9 protein-coding genes are annotated in these 15842 nt (G+C 40.7%); 4 read left to right on the top strand and 5 right to left on the bottom strand.

What is annotated here, in order from left to right:
- Positions 1 to 5: 5 nt before the first annotated feature.
- A complete protein-coding gene (locus FLJC2902T_RS03335) occupies positions 6 to 809 on the bottom strand; it encodes a hypothetical protein (protein ID WP_035677009.1) in 804 nt (267 codons plus the stop codon).
- 314 nt (positions 810 to 1123) lie between these two features.
- Here FLJC2902T_RS03335 and lysS point away from each other — a divergent pair, with 314 nt between their 5' ends.
- From lysS to FLJC2902T_RS03355, 3 genes are all read left to right on the top strand, one after another.
- A complete protein-coding gene (gene lysS / locus FLJC2902T_RS03345) occupies positions 1124 to 2824 on the top strand; it encodes a lysine--tRNA ligase (RefSeq protein WP_023578368.1) in 1701 nt (566 codons plus the stop codon).
- A gap of 119 nt (positions 2825 to 2943) precedes the next feature.
- Positions 2944 to 3369, top strand: a complete 426-nt coding sequence (locus FLJC2902T_RS03350; RefSeq protein WP_023578369.1) for a hypothetical protein — start codon at positions 2944 to 2946, stop codon at positions 3367 to 3369.
- Positions 3370 to 3456: 87 nt separating this feature from the next.
- On the top strand, positions 3457 to 3816 hold the full coding sequence (locus FLJC2902T_RS03355) for a hypothetical protein (protein ID WP_035677012.1): 360 nt from the start codon (positions 3457 to 3459) through the stop codon (positions 3814 to 3816).
- A 37-nt stretch (positions 3817 to 3853) separates the two neighbouring features.
- Here the strand turns inward: FLJC2902T_RS03355 and hemL are convergent, their stop codons facing one another.
- From hemL to FLJC2902T_RS03375, 4 genes are all read right to left on the bottom strand, one after another.
- Positions 3854 to 5140 (bottom strand): glutamate-1-semialdehyde 2,1-aminomutase, encoded by a 1287-nt coding sequence (gene hemL, locus FLJC2902T_RS03360; protein ID WP_035677015.1) that lies wholly within the window; start codon positions 5138 to 5140, stop codon positions 3854 to 3856.
- On the bottom strand, positions 5140 to 5991 hold the full coding sequence (locus tag FLJC2902T_RS03365; RefSeq protein ID WP_035677018.1) for a glucosaminidase domain-containing protein: 852 nt from the start codon (positions 5989 to 5991) through the stop codon (positions 5140 to 5142). Before FLJC2902T_RS03365 ends, hemL begins: the two co-directional genes overlap by 1 nt.
- Complete coding sequence (locus FLJC2902T_RS03370) at positions 5991 to 6896, bottom strand: 1-aminocyclopropane-1-carboxylate deaminase/D-cysteine desulfhydrase (RefSeq protein ID WP_023578373.1); 906 nt, start codon at positions 6894 to 6896, stop codon at positions 5991 to 5993. Before FLJC2902T_RS03370 ends, FLJC2902T_RS03365 begins: the two co-directional genes overlap by 1 nt.
- Positions 6897 to 6973: 77 nt before the next feature.
- Positions 6974 to 8791 (bottom strand): T9SS type A sorting domain-containing protein, encoded by a 1818-nt coding sequence (locus FLJC2902T_RS03375; protein ID WP_023578374.1) that lies wholly within the window; start codon positions 8789 to 8791, stop codon positions 6974 to 6976.
- Positions 8792 to 9463: 672 nt separating this feature from the next.
- On the opposite strand from FLJC2902T_RS03375, the gene FLJC2902T_RS03380 reads away from it, so the two are divergent.
- Complete coding sequence (locus tag FLJC2902T_RS03380; protein WP_023578376.1) at positions 9464 to 15607, top strand: GEVED domain-containing protein; 6144 nt, start codon at positions 9464 to 9466, stop codon at positions 15605 to 15607.
- Positions 15608 to 15842 lie beyond the last annotated feature (235 nt).

Genomic DNA, 15842 nt, shown 5'->3' on the forward strand with positions numbered 1-15842 from the left:
CTACATTATTCTAATTCGACTTCAAAATTCAGATTTTTACTTTCCATGTATTCTTTCATTGGATAAGATATTGTCACCGATTTTTTATCGTCACTGATTTTAGCATTGGGCGCTGAAATCTTTTTTATCTTTTTCGGAAATGAAACCTCCATTATATAATTCGATTCCTGATAGATCATTTCCATCGATTGGGTCATCTGATTTGAAAGTACTTCTGCCTCTCCATTACCCACACCTTCTTTTTCGAGTCCTTTTTTATAGTCTTCTTTAATTTCGTCTTTGGATTTTACCGTTACGCTTTTGCTGAATTTTTTACCATCGAAACTATAACGCGTAACACCGTCGTTTTTTGGCTCATTCCCTTGCGTCGGATTCTTCCCCACAGGACTAACATCTGAAAGTGCTTTTACCGGAGAAACCATTTCCTGAAACTCGGTTATGTTTTTAAAATCGGTGTACATATCAAAAAGAAACGTTCCTGCTTTTTCGTTCATCACCATATGACAGGTAAACTTTTCCAGTTTTTTGATTTTCTCCTGTTCCTCTTTTAATAATTTGGCAATGCTGTCTTTTTTTATTGCATACACCGAAGCCATCGTAAAAGTAGAATCAATATCTTTCGATTTCCCGCCAACATTCGTCCCCATACCTCCCATTTCATTCCCGACCATTGTCATCATCTTGGACATATCAAACCGGTAATTGATCCTTCCGGAATTATTATCCTTAAAACTGACACTTTCCGCAATCACACAACTGGTCATTGAAAAAACAAAAACTATAAACAGCAACAAAGTTACTTTCTTCATTATTACAAATTTCCCCAAAAATACAAAATAGTTTCCTAATAGCCCTGATGGGAGCGGCATCCTTTTCTGGTTGCGGAACAACGTGGAGCAACCAGAAAAGATATAGCAGACAGCAGGAAAATGGATTGCAGATAAAACCCAAGCCTTTCCGCTTCAAAAAAGTTCACAGTCGCAGTAATCAGTTTACAGGATTTAAAAACCAATTACTACAAACACCTAGTTATCTCATTTTCAAATTACCAAATTTTCAAATTTTCAAATTGCCTCATTTTCAAATTATACCTATCTTTGCAGCCTTAAAATAAATAAGAATTATGCAACTTTCAGAACAAGAAATCATCAGAAGAGAGAAATTGAGCAAGTTGAGAGAACTTGGCATCAATCCGTATCCGGCAAATTTGTTTCCCGTTAATCATACGTCGAAGCAGATAAAGGACGCTTTTGAAGAAGGCAAGAAGGTTGTGGTGGCCGGACGATTAATGAGTGTTCGCGATCAGGGAAAAGCCTCGTTTGCGGAACTTCAGGACAGCGAAGGCCGAATTCAGGCATATTTTAACCGCGATGTGATTTGCGAAGGCGAAGACAAAACGCTATACAATACGGTTTTCAAAAAACTGACCGATTTAGGGGACTTCATCGGAATTGAAGGTGAATTGTTTACTACACAAGTGGGAGCGAAATGTATTCGTGTTTCGAATTTTACCTTCCTTAGCAAAACATTGCGTCCATTACCATTACCAAAGATGGACGAAGAAGGAAACGTGTTTGACGCATTTACCGATCCGGAATTGCGTTACCGTATGCGTTATGTGGATTTGGTGGTGAACCCGCAAGTGAAAGAGGTATTCATGAAAAGAACCAAACTGTTCACGGCGATGCGTACGTTCTTTAACGAGGCCGGTTATATGGAAGTGGAAACTCCGGTTTTACAATCCATTCCGGGCGGAGCATCAGCGCGTCCGTTTATCACGCATCACAATTCGTTGGACATTCCGCTTTACATGCGAATTGCGAATGAATTGTATTTGAAAAGACTAATCGTTGGTGGTTTTGACGGAGTGTATGAGTTTTCGAAAAACTTCCGCAATGAGGGAATGGACCGCACTCACAATCCGGAATTTACCGCCATGGAAATATATGTAGCCTACAAAGACTACAATTGGATGATGGAATTCACCGAAAACCTTTTGGAATATTGCGCGCTCCAGGTGAACGGTACAAGCGATGCAACTTTCGGAGAACACAATGTAAGCTTCAAAGCGCCATACGCACGAGTTACGATGACCGACGCTATCAAACAATTTACCGGTTTTGACATTTCAGGAAAATCGGAAACCGAATTATTTGAAGCAGCAAAAGGCATGGGTATTGAAGTGGACGAAACCATGGGGAAAGGAAAACTGATTGATGAGATTTTCGGAGCGAAATGCGAAGGAAACTTTATTCAACCGACGTTCATCACGGATTACCCGAAAGAAATGTCGCCATTATGTAAATCACACCGTGACAATCCGGAATTAACAGAGCGTTTCGAATTGATGGTATGCGGAAAAGAAATCGCAAATGCCTATTCGGAATTGAATGACCCGATCGACCAAAGAGAGCGTTTTGAAGCCCAGTTGGCATTATCCGAAAGAGGTGATGACGAAGCAATGTTCATCGATAACGATTTTCTAAGAGCATTGGAATACGGTATGCCGCCAACGTCGGGATTGGGAATCGGAATGGACCGTTTGATCATGTTCCTAACCAACAACCCTTCGATTCAGGAAGTGCTGTTCTTCCCGCAAATGCGTCCGGAAAAGAAAGCGATTCAGATTGAATTGGAAGCTGAAGAAAAACTGATTGTGGAATTACTTCAAAAGCACGGAAACACTATGGAATTGTCCGAACTTAAAATCAGAGTGGCACTAAGCGGGAAAAAATGGGACAAAGCAATGAAAACTTTAGCGCAACACGGACTAACATCGGTAAGTGTAAACGGCGACAGCAAAGTGGTTGCTTTAAAAGAATAAAACCTAAAACAATACAATATTATATTTAAGGAGTTCATTTTAAGCTCCTTTTTTTGTTTTCTGATTAAACCTTTTAAACTTCAGACTGTCCTATACCTATAACACAAAAAACATAAAACATGAAAAACGTAATTATAGCAGTTGTGATGATGATATCATTGGCAACTTTTGCGCAGGACCGAAAAATGAAAAGGGAAGAATTCACTCCGGAACAACGTGTTGAGCTGCAAACCAAAAAACTGACTTTGGAATTAGATCTGAATGAAAAACAACAAAAGGACATCAAAAAACTTTTGACCGAACAAAGTAAAAAACACGAAGAAGCCAAAGCCAAACACAAAGCAATGAAAGAATCCGACAAAGCACCAACCAATGATGAGCGCTTCGCCATGAAAAGTAAAATGCTGGACGAAAAAATTGCATTCAAATCGGAAATAAAAAAAATTCTGTCCGAAAAACAAATGGCAAAATGGGAAGAATTAAAAGAGGAGAGAATGAAGCAAATGAAGGAACAAAAAAGCATGAGACATCACAAAAAATATTAATCACATAAATATTTGCTCAAAATTTTGGATTTCATACATTTTTCTTTAGTTTTGGTACTTATAACCTTTAACTACTATTTTAAAATTATGAAAAAAATAATTACCCTTTTTGTGTTGTTTTTTGCCTTTTCGATAAATGCATCTGCTCAAGACAAGTCTATTGAATTCGAAATAAGCGCAAAGAAAGACCTTGAACTACTTATCAGCGTAGTACCTGTAGACAACAATATGCAGATGGCTTTCTACGAACTTTTCAAGAAGAAACACACAGACTTAGCTGCACCAGAGATGACTCAAGCTAAAAGAATCGAGATCAGTTCTATTATCGACGCTAAATTAAGAGCTTCTTTAACTAACGACCAAACTATCTCTTTGGAAAAGAACCCGGCCGTTTATGCTCAGCTAATCGCAAAAGTTCCTTCCACTGAAAAAGCTAAAAAGAAATAACAGTTTTTATAATACATAAAAATGGTTTTTTTATGTATTATAATTCTTTAGCGACCTTACTGACAGCATTAATGGTAAAATCCAGATCATCATAGGTCAGAGCATCTGTAATAAACCATGTTTCATAGGCTGAAGGCGCAATATAAATCCCTTCACGCAATAATCCGTGGAAGAATTTCTTAAAGGTTTCATTGTCACCGTTCGCGGCCGTTTGAAAATCAGAAACAGGATTAGCATCAAAGTGTACGGAAATCATGGAACCAACACGATTGATTGTAAACACGACATTCGCATCGGTTAACACCTTTGAAATTCCTTTTTCAAGGTAAGCCGTTTTTTCTTCAAGGCGCTGAAACAATTGCGCATCCGAATTAATTTCCTGTAACATTGCTAATCCGGCTGCCATAGCCAACGGATTACCGGACAATGTACCCGCCTGATAAACAGGACCAACCGGAGCCAGACAATTCATAATTTCATCACGGGCAGCGAAAGCACCGACAGGCAAGCCACCACCAATTACCTTTCCGAAACAAACTATATCGGCCGCGATATTAAACAACTCCTGCGCTCCGCCTTTAGCTAAGCGGAATCCCGTCATAACTTCATCAAAAATAAACAACGTCCCATTATCATTACAAAGCTGGCGCAAACCTTCCAAGAAACCTTTTGCAGGCGGAATACAACCCATGTTTCCGGCAACAGGTTCAATGATTATGGCTGCAATTTCATTTTTGTTCACTTCAAACAATTGTTTAACATTCTCCAAATCGTTATAACGAGCCAGAAGCGTATCTTTTGCTGTGCCCGCTGTTACACCCGGACTGTTAGGTGAACCAAAAGTTATGGCCCCACTCCCCGCCTGAATCAGAAACGAATCGGAATGACCGTGATAACAACCTGAAAATTTTATGATTTTATCTCTTTGTGTAAACCCTCTTGCCAAACGGATGGCACTCATACAGGCTTCGGTACCCGAATTCACAAAACGTATTTTATCGATATTCGGAACCATAGAAACGGCAAGAGCCGCAATTTCGGTTTCCAAAGCGGTAGGCATCCCGAAAGAAGTTCCTTTTTTAGCTTTTTCAATTACCGCATTGACAACCGGCTCATAGGCATGTCCCAAAAGCATCGGCCCCCAGGAATTTATATAATCAATTAACCTGTTACCGTCTTCATCATACAAATAGGCGCCCTTGGCTTCTTTTGCAAATATCGGGGTCCCACCCACTGCTTTGAACGCACGAACAGGAGAATTGACTCCGCCCGGAATTACTTTTGCAGCCTCTACAAAAAGCTGGCTGCTTCTCTGGTATAACATTATGATTTTATTTTAAGTATTTGACCTATGGATATTGCATTATCCGGGAGTCCGTTTATTTTCATCAATTCGTCCACGGAAAGATTGAATTTCCTTGAAATAGAATACAACGTATCCCCCTGTGACACCCTGTATGATTTATCGTCCAGTGGTTTATCGGATATTTTTGCTATCGGCTGATAACCGGAACCAATCACTTCCTCATCGATTTTATACAACTCATAGCGTTCGATTAATCCGATTAGTTTTTCGGGATATTTCACATCTGTCGCATAACCAGCTGCACGCAATCCTTTTGCCCACTCCACATAGTTACCCTTATCGAGTTTAAACAGATTAGCGTAACGGCTTCGGGTTGTAAGAAATAAGGAATGATCACGATAGGATTCGGAGGCCAGTTCGTATTTACGAAAACACTCCTGCGCCGCATCGTCGTCGTGATGCACACTTTCCCCGGTCCACCCTGTATGACATTTGATACCGAAATGATTGTTGGCCTTCTGAGCCAGAATACCGGTTCCCGCACCAGACTCCAAAACGCCCTGCGCGAGAGTAATACTGGAAGGTATCCCGTGCTTACGCATGTTTTCTTTTGCAATTTCTTTGTACTGAGCTATGTACGCCTTGACCAATTCCGTTGTGACTGAAATTTTCGAGGTTGCCTCCAAAACTTCCGATTTAGATTGGTTCTGAGACGAAGTACCACTTTGCTTACCATGGACAACCGGAACTTTTTTAACAGGGGCAGTTTTGCCCTTATGCGAACCCGTCGATGCTGTTCGCACCTTGGAACTCGAACCACAACTGTAAAGACTCAACGCCAGAAATAAAATAAAAATCCGCTTCAACATCATATATAATTTAACAATGGTAACTGTTTCTTCTTCAAAAGAAGGTTCATCCCCTTACAACCCTGCAGACCACCAGTATGCACTGCCAATATTTTAGAGCCCTCCGGAAAATATCCCTTCTCAATTAAATCGTAAATCCCAAACATCATTTTCCCTGTGTAAACCGGATCCAACGAAACTCCTGTTTCCTGATAAAACCCGTTTAAAAAAAGAATCAACTCTTCAGAGATTTTTCCATAACCTCCGAAATGATATTCTGTGATCAATTCCCAGTTATTCTTAGTTTTTACAAAGCTACGAATATCATCGGATAAAAACGAACCCTTTAACGATGGAAACCCGATCACTTTCTGATTTTCACCCGACGAGTTAATTATTCCGGACAATGTCCCTCCCGTACCTACGGCACAGCAAACATGCGTAAATTCAGCGTCATCGGCCGTTAAAATTTCTTCGCACCCTTTTACTGCAAGATCATTGGTTCCGCCTTCAGGCAACAGATAAAAATCGCCATATTCCAAACGCAATTTCCCGATAAACTCCGGAGCATCTTTTTCTCGAAACACTTCCCGGCTGACGAAAACAAATTTCATTCCATTCTGTTTCGCAGACAAAAGAGTTGGATTATCACTTATCTTATCTGCCAACTCCTCACCTCTGATTACCCCGATGGTTTCGAAACCATATTTTTTACCCGCAGCGGCAACTGCAGCAATATGATTGGAAAAAGCCCCACCAAAAGTCAACAGAACAGTAAACCCTTCCGATTTAGCCTTAATCAGATTGTACTTTAACTTACGGTATTTGTTTCCTGAAATTTCCGGATCAAGTAAATCTTCCCGCTTTAAAAAAAGAGACACTCCCTTTACACTAATATTCTTAATTTCCTGATTATACGATTGCATACTGCAAAGGTACAAGATATAAAAAAAGTGCAACTCAAATGAGCTACACTTTTCCATTCTTTTATTAAGGCAAAGGATTAGTTTTTCACCATCACTTTTTTACCCATTTCCTGATTATCATTGGAACTTAATCTTACAATATATACACCATCACTTAAATTAGACGTTGGGAATATATATTCTGCATTTGCTCCAAGCTGATTTTTGCTAAACAATAATTTACCTGCCACATCATAGATTACACATGATTTTAAATCAATCATTTGCGGATTTGCTATAGTTAAATTTTTAGTATCATTATTCTGATACACCGTTAAACTTGTTGCCAATGTATTTTCATTAGCCGACAATGTTGCATTTCTGAAAGTAATTTCAAATCGATTATTTACAACACCTGCCGGTAATGTGATTTCAAAGAAATTATTTTTGATATCATGGTACAAACCCGTTACCTTATCATGCAAATAAACATTCTCAGACTCGGTAAAGTTAATCAGACTTCCTACCGTAACTTTAAATGTGGTTTGCGCTCCGGCCTTAAACGCAAACGGTATTCTTTTATTAATATCGAATGGCAACGTTGAAATCACAAATTGATTTGTTGCATCAAGCGGAAAATATGCATCGGTAGGCAAGGTATATTCCGGACATTTTGCATCCATCCCTAAATCAAAACCGTCAGTTGCCTGATTATTAAAGGCCAAGGCCACTTGTCTCGAATACTGATTGTTCAACACGGTATGTATTTTAATCTGCGGCAATGCCCTTCTCGAATATTGTGTATAATCAACACCCGCCACATTTTGGATTTCACCCCAATTGTCAGCGTTCGCATTGTTGTTGTTTCTTTCAAACTCAGACTCATTAGCCAATCCTTCTTTTACAAAAACGCGGTATGCATTTTTCATCTGAGCCGTTCCGGCTGCCGTACCTTCAATTTTGAATCCTTGCCCTATCGGGGTAAACATTCTTTTATAATCACTTCCCGATCCGACACCTCCGGGATTCACAGACCCGTCACCATTATATGTATACCAGGTGGCTATGACATAAGTACCTGGGCTATTATCACCATTATTTGCGACATACGTTCCGTAACCTCCTCGGTAAGCAGCTACATAGTGTGAATTTACCGTATCATCGTGCTCCCAAAAATAGGCTGTCCCATTCATGACCGCCAAGTTGGCCGGATCCCTTAAAAAAAGATTCAGATTAATTGCAGAAGGATACGGGTTACCGGTTAAGGTCCGCATTCCGGCAGCCACGGTTATATTGATAGTTCCGTCATTGGGTTTACCCGTGAAATCGTACCGCTGATTTGCCCCTGGGTTATTGACACTGGTCCCGTCGGTACCTTTCATGGTAAATCCTTCACCAGGATTGATTGTATTATTACTTCCCACACGAATCCAATTCGCATATGCATTGGAAGTTATGAATTTAAATATCCAACGGGATGAAATTGTAAGAGGGGAAGCCAAACCGTTATACGCCGTCGTTATTACCGGATTAACCGAAGTCGTCAAACCTGTTACATCTTTCAACTGGACAATTCCGAATGGATTATTGACAGACGTTGCCGAAAGGACGTTACCTACCGGTGAACACCAATAATTGTAATCGAACCCATCAGCAGTACCTTCCTGATACACTGAAACTGTCCCAACACCTTTATTAGCTCCGGACCCTGTGGCTCCCTGAAGCAATTGAGCACCATTTCTGAGATACAAATTACTTGTTGCCGCGTTTAGTTCAAGATCCCCCTTAACGAACAACTGTTCATTATTGACGAAGATATAACTGTTTGGACTAACATACATTTGAGCAAAGAGCCCTGACGGACTAAACACCACTCCAATCAGAAGCAATGTCCCTTTGAGTATTTTTGACTTCATACGCTTCAAAATTTCACCTATTGTATTGATTTGTAAAATTAACCTTTTTTTCAAACAAAAAAGCAAACACACCTTCAACTCGTTATAGTGCCAGAAAAAACCGTTTAAAATCCATCAGAAGTAAAACCTACTCCAAACACCTCTACCTCACAATAAAAACACAATAATATCACGCCTGTTCATTAAAATGTTATTTTTTTGTTAAAATTGAATTATATTTCCTACTCTATAACAATTTTTAAATAAAGATAATTCTTATATTTTATGTTAATAAAACGGCAAATAATATTTATTTTGTTATATTTTAAAAAACAAACTGTTTTGAAATAAATGAAGCCAGGATGAAATCCCCCTGCCTTAAGACGCTTAAATCACTGAGAATGTTGTGTAAAAAATCACAAAATAGAATCAAAACAAAAACAAAAACACATCATGAACTTAAATTAATCATTTTTATAACACTTCTTTTTTTAGATTTATAAAAATCAAGTTAAATCTAAAAATATGGTTTCAAATTACACTATTCTGATTTTCATCAGAATACCAATGAAAAGGCGATATAAAAAATTCTTATAAAAAATTACACATAAACAGTCCTTTGATGTATTCAAAAATTCTCAAGACTCATCCCTTGAATGTTAAAAATAATTCAGCATCAATTTTTTTACACTTATGAAACAAAATTACTCAATCACTACTATCTCGAAAAGAGGAACTACCTGCCGCTTTGAAATAAGAAAAACAAATGTGAAATTCTTACGAAATTTACTTTCAATCCTTTTCCTTTCATTTATAACAAATGCTGCAAATGCTCAAATTGCACAAAGAGGTACTGCCACTACTGCAACAGCTAATGCTGTAACAACTCTAACCATCAACAAACCAACAGGGGTCATCGCCGGGGATATCATGATTGTGAATATTACCCAAAGAGGAACGAATACCCTTTCAAACCCGACTTGTACTGGATGGACATCAATAGACGGTGCAAATCTTGGAGGCGGAACTGACAGAAGGGTTAGCGTACTTTACAAAATAGCAGGAGTCAGTGAGCCTGCAAATTACACTTTTAATTTAGATGCCGATGTAGACAAATCTGCCGGCGCAATACTTGCCTTTTCAGGAGTAGATAACACAACTCCTTTTGACGTTACACTCGGAACAATAAATACTGCCAACAGTACTACTGTTACGGCTACAGGAATCACAACCGCCACTAACAACGCTGCCGTTATCATGTTAGGTGGTTCTGGCGGTTCAACTTGGTCAGGATGGACAACAACTTCACCAGGTGGATTAACCGAATTATATGACATACAAAACACAGTATCAATTGGCGGGGCTTGGGCTCTTAAAGCTACTGCAGGAGCAACTGGTAACGGTATTTCCACATTAACTTCTGGAGAGAGAAACGGAGCTATACTAGTAGCATTAAGAGCTTATGTGCCGCCACCCGCAAACGATGTTTGTTCAGGCGCAATACTTTTAACATCCAATACAACATGCACAACTACTATAGGCTCAACCTCAGGCGCAACAGACAACAACGAAACCGGAGATTGTACAATAGGAACCGAAAATGCAGTTTGGTATGAATTCCAGGCAGTAGCAACTTCACACGTTGTTACCGTTGACGGTATTGCAAATTTTGATGCTGTAGTTGAAGTTATTAGTACTTGTGGTTCAGCAACAACCCCAACAGGAGGAACATGTATTGATAACACCCTAGACGATGGCATTGAAACACTAACGCTTACGGGTTTAACCATTGGGAATTATTACAAAATTCAAATTCACGATTATTACGGCGATTTAACCGCTAACGGATTTACAGTATGTGTAACACACGTATCACAACCAACCATAACAAGTTTAGGAGCAGCCGGTGGCTGTCAGGGCAGCAGTTTAACAATCAACGGAACCGATTTAACTGGCGCAACTGCCGTAACCATCGGCGGGACTGCCGCCACAATTACAGGCAGCACCGCCACAACAGTAACTGTTACCGTAGGCTCCGGAACCACAGGAACCGTACAAGTTACAACACCGGGAGGGACCGCCACTTCAGCAGCTACTTTTACCGTAACCCCACTCCCGGTTATCACTACACAACCGGTGGGAACAAGTATTTGTACAACAGGTACAGGCTCTTTCAGTGTGGTGACAGCACCCGCAACAAGTTATCAGTGGAGAAGAAATGGCGTTAATTTAACCGACACAGCACCTTACAGTGGTGTTACTACCGCTACTTTAACCATTACCAATCCGGCTGCAGGAGATGCAGGCAACTTTGATGTTGTCATCACAAACGGCACATGCTCTGTTACTTCGGCGTTAAGAACTTTAACCGTTACCACCGTTCCTTCAACAGTAGCAACCCCAACACCTGTAAATGGAGCAACCGGAGTTTGTTATGCCGGAGGTGGTACAGTATCAAGCATCTCTTGGGGAGCTGCCGCAGGAGCTACCTCTTATGATGTTTACTTCGGTGCGGGAAGTGTACCGGGATCTGTAACTTCAAACGTTGCAACAAACTCCTACAACACGGGAGCTTTAGCAGCCAACACTACATACTATTGGAGAATCGTTGCGAAGAATGCTTGTGGTGACGCAATCACTTCTGCAACATTTTCTTTTACTACAGCAACAACTCCATGTGCTTTAACCTATTGCGTTCCGGCTCATAGCTCATCGTGTTCAAACACAATAACAAATGTTACTTTCAACACCATAAACAATACAACCGGCTGTGCCGACACTAACGGAACTTCCTATACTAATTATGCGACATCCGGAACACCAACCAGTACTTTACTAATCGGTAGCACTTACAACTTAAGCATTACCACAAATAGCTCCTCAATAGTTTCGGCATGGATTGACTTCAATGCGAACGGAACTTTTGAAGCAACAGAATGGACTCAGGTCTTCACAACAGGAACAAACGGCAATGTTAACATATTAATCCCTGTAACAGCCACACCGGGATTAACCACGATAAGAATCAGAAGCAGAGCAAGCGGAAACACAAATGGATCCGGAAACCCTTGTACCTCTTTTGCCTCTGGAGAAACCGAAGATTATGCCGTAACCTTATTGACGCCACCGGCATGTATTACTCCGAATGCACAACCAACCGCACTGATGCTGACACCAAGCGGTAACTCAATTGCAGGCTCATTTGCTCCTTCCGTTCCGGCTGCCGACACTTATTTAGTAGTCATAAACACAACCAACGTGGCACCTAACCCAACAAACGGAACCACATACACTGTAGGAGGAACTGTGGGAGCCGGAAATACCGTATTAAGCATTAACAGCAACACTACATTTGTAGCTTCCGGTTTAACGCCATCCACTACTTATTATTTCTTTGTTTTTGCATACAACTCATTATGTACCGGTGGTCCTTTATACAACACCACTACCCCATTAAACGGCACTACAACCACCACAACGGCTGACCCGGTTTATTGTACACCATCAGTTGGTGCGGCCGGCGATGAAAGTCTGACTTACTTTACCAGTATCAGTTTTGTGGGAACATTGAATGATATTTCCAACAGTTCCACTTATTCATCGGCTCCCAGAGGCTATCAGGATTTTTCCACGATTGCCAGTCGCTCCAGACAAGCGCAGGGACAAGGGGTTAATATTTCGACACAAACCACCAACAGAGGTTACTTAAAAGCATGGGTAGACTGGAACAAAGACGGTGATTTTGTTGATGCAGGTGAAACTGTATACGATGTGGGCGGAATCGCTTCCTACTCTACCACTTTTGGATTCGTTATCCCGGCTGTACAACCGGTTGGAAACTACAGGATCAGGATCAGAATCAACAAAGATGACGATACATCACCATACGACCCGGATGCTATCAGCACATTCAATTCTTGCCAAAACATTGATTACTATGGCGAAACCGAAGATTACACCTTTACAGTGATAGCCAGCTGTTCTGCCACCATCACCAGTATTACTGACGGTGTAAATTGTGGTGCCGGTAATGTAGTCTTAGGCGCAACTGGCGCAGGTGCTCCTACCGAATATCGTTGGTACACAACAGAAGTCGGCGGCACCCCTTTGGCAAGCACCGCAACGGGCAGTTGGACGACTCCTGTTTTAGCAACCACAACCACCTATTGGGTAACCGCTTTCAATGGTTGCGAATCACTAACCAGAACCAAAGTAGTCGCAACTATTAGTCCATTAGCCACACTAAGCTTCACCCCTTCCGTACCGGAAGTTTGTGGCGAAAACAATGTGCTTTCACTAACCGCAACCGGAGACAAACAATTAACCTACTTGGTTAACGAACTATTTAATGCCGGCTTGGGTGTTATGACAAACAGCAACATTGTAAGCAACGGAGGTGCAATCGATGCAATTTCCGAATGGCAAAATCAAGCCAGCACATTTGTTCCTTCTGAACAGGTTTGGTTCCCGGCAATTGCCTCAGGATTAACAGGAAATGGTTTTGCCATGTCAACTTCGGATACCGGAGAAGATGTTACCCATAATGCAATTCTTTCTCCAACCATCAGCACAAACACCTACCTTGACCTAAGCCTGTCTTTTGACATTTATTATTCAAGATACTACGTAGATGGGACAAGTTTAGGATTAGATTATGTTACTGTGGATGTTTCTACAAATGGCGGTGGCGCGTGGACAGAAATAGACCGCTATACTGCTGATATTGGCTATGGAACCCGCTTCGTAAACAAGTCATACAACTTAAACGCATATACCAATCAACCAAACTTTAAGGTACGTATACGCTACTATGGAGAATGGTGCGACGGATTAGCAATTGACAATTTCAAATTATTCGGAAATGTTCCTTTGAGCACTTCTTTTGACTGGTCCAGTGCTACACCGGTAGCTGCTTTCCAGGACGCGAGTTGCACTATTCCTTATGTAACAGGAACACCGATCACAACTGTTTACATCAGACCAACACTTGCGCAATTGGAAGATGCCACTTACAGTTTTACAGCTACAGCCACCCTGTCAAACGGTTGTGATGTGAGCCAAAATGTATCTATCAACAACAAATCGAAAGTATGGAAAGGCGGAACCGATGGCGACTGGAATAATGCCAACAACTGGCTGCCTGTAGGAGTACCGGATGCTAACACATGCGTAATCATCCCTCCAGCACCAAATACTTCAAATGTTATCGGAACAAATTATAATGGTTACGGAAAAACATTGCAGGTAAAAGACGGAGGCACCTTAATCATAAACCCAAGCAACTCGGTAACAATTACTGATTTTGTCGAAGTAAGCCCAACCGGAATATTCAACATAAAAAACACAGGCAGTTTAGTACAAATAAACAACGTAGCCAATACCGGAATCATAAACATGGAGCGTATTTCCCAACCGATGTACCGCTTAGACTACACCTATTGGAACTCCCCTGTTACAGCAGCTTCCGGTTTTACATTAGGTAATCTTACCACAGCTACCTCAAACATTTACAGCTACACCCCAACCCAGGCAGGAGCAAACGGTATCTGGACCCGACAAAGCGCGGCAACTGTCATGAATCCGACCAAAGGATATATCGCAAGAGCTCCATTGTCATTCCCTTCCACCGGACCAAAACTGGCGCAGACTGTGAATTTCGTAGGAACACCAAATAACGGAAACATCTCCATGCCGATTTCCAAAGGAACTAATGCAAACGTAGGAACTTCGGTAGGTGGCGCCATTATTACTGATGCGGATGACGAATGGAATTTAATCGGAAACCCGTATCCGTCTGCAATAGACATCGTTTCATTCCTTAACAACCCTGCCAACACTTCTATAGTTGACGGAACCGTGTATCTATGGACACACAACACGCCTCCATTAGCTACCACACCTGACCCTTTCTATGGCAACTATGCATTGAATTACACCGTAAATGATTATGCGACAGTAAACTCGTTAGGCAGTACAACAACTGCTGCAAGCGGGGGACTTGCTCCTACAAGATATATTGGAGCCGGCCAGTCCTTTTTCATTAGTGCGGATGACACCATGGCCAACGGAACTACAGCAAATGCGATTTTCAACAACAGTATGCGTGTTACAGGCAATAACGACAACTTCTTCAGAACAGAAAATGAAACTTCACATACCAACGAATTTGCTTCTCAAAGAGTATGGCTGAACTTATCAAACAATCACGGCGGTTTCAGTCAGATATTAATAGGATATGCAGAAGGTGCTTCGCTCGGATGGGACAGAGGTTTGGATGGGGAAGCGCTAGCGGGTAATGCCGTTAAATTCTACTCTTTCACGGAAGACAGAAAGCTAACCATTCAGGGAAGACCTTGGCCATTTGTTCAGGATGACATTGTTCCGTTGGGCTTCAAATCAACAGCACAGGACAACTATACGATTGGTATCGACCACATCGACCAAGAATTCAACAGTCAGAACATTTATCTTGAGGACCGTCTTTTAAATGTAATCCACAATTTAAGAACGGCTCCATATAGTTTCACAGCGCAACAAGGAACATTTGATACGAGATTTGTATTACGTTACACCGAAAACACGCTAAGCAACACAGAGATTACCACTGTTGAAAATTCAGTATTCGTATACAACAACGGAAAAATCAATATTAAATCGAATTTGGAAGCGATAAATGAAGTTAGCGTTTTCGATGTTTTAGGAAAAGCAATAGGTGTTTACAAAAAAATCAACAGTAGTGATTTTGAAATTAAAAATATACTTCCCACAACCAAAACCCTAATTATAAAAATCGAACTTGAAAATGGCGTTCTTATTACCAAAAAAATACTGTTTTAAAAACAGAAACAGTAAATAAACCAAAAAGCGCCTCGGAATTTTCCGAGGCGTTCTTTTTTACAAAAAAGCATTATTAGAAACCCAATCCAAAATAAAAAAATATAACAAATAAGGCAGGATAAATATAACATATACAAACTTGTTAACAATTTTTTAAAACAAAAACATGTTTTTTAGATTTTTTTTTTCATATTCGCACAAAAATACATTCATCGACGAAACAAGTATTTCACCG

Origin of the sequence: Flavobacterium limnosediminis JC2902 (assembly GCF_000498535.1) — a bacterium.
Lineage (GTDB): Bacteria > Bacteroidota > Bacteroidia > Flavobacteriales > Flavobacteriaceae > Flavobacterium > Flavobacterium limnosediminis.

Excerpts from the sequence above, each read along its gene's own strand:
- FLJC2902T_RS03355 (WP_035677012.1), top strand. The coding sequence starts at position 3,457 with ATGAAAAAAATAATTACCCTTTTTGTGTTGTTTTTTGCCTTTTCGATA.
- FLJC2902T_RS03380 (WP_023578376.1), top strand. The coding sequence starts at position 9,464 with ATGAAACAAAATTACTCAATCACTACTATCTCGAAAAGAGGAACTACC.
- FLJC2902T_RS03375 (WP_023578374.1), bottom strand. The coding sequence starts at position 8,791 with ATGAAGTCAAAAATACTCAAAGGGACATTGCTTCTGATTGGAGTGGTG.
- FLJC2902T_RS03350 (WP_023578369.1), top strand. The coding sequence starts at position 2,944 with ATGAAAAACGTAATTATAGCAGTTGTGATGATGATATCATTGGCAACT.
- lysS (WP_023578368.1), top strand. The coding sequence starts at position 1,124 with ATGCAACTTTCAGAACAAGAAATCATCAGAAGAGAGAAATTGAGCAAG.
- FLJC2902T_RS03365 (WP_035677018.1), bottom strand. The coding sequence starts at position 5,991 with ATGTTGAAGCGGATTTTTATTTTATTTCTGGCGTTGAGTCTTTACAGT.
- FLJC2902T_RS03335 (WP_035677009.1), bottom strand. The coding sequence starts at position 809 with ATGAAGAAAGTAACTTTGTTGCTGTTTATAGTTTTTGTTTTTTCAATG.
- hemL (WP_035677015.1), bottom strand. The coding sequence starts at position 5,140 with ATGTTATACCAGAGAAGCAGCCAGCTTTTTGTAGAGGCTGCAAAAGTA.
- FLJC2902T_RS03370 (WP_023578373.1), bottom strand. The coding sequence starts at position 6,896 with ATGCAATCGTATAATCAGGAAATTAAGAATATTAGTGTAAAGGGAGTG.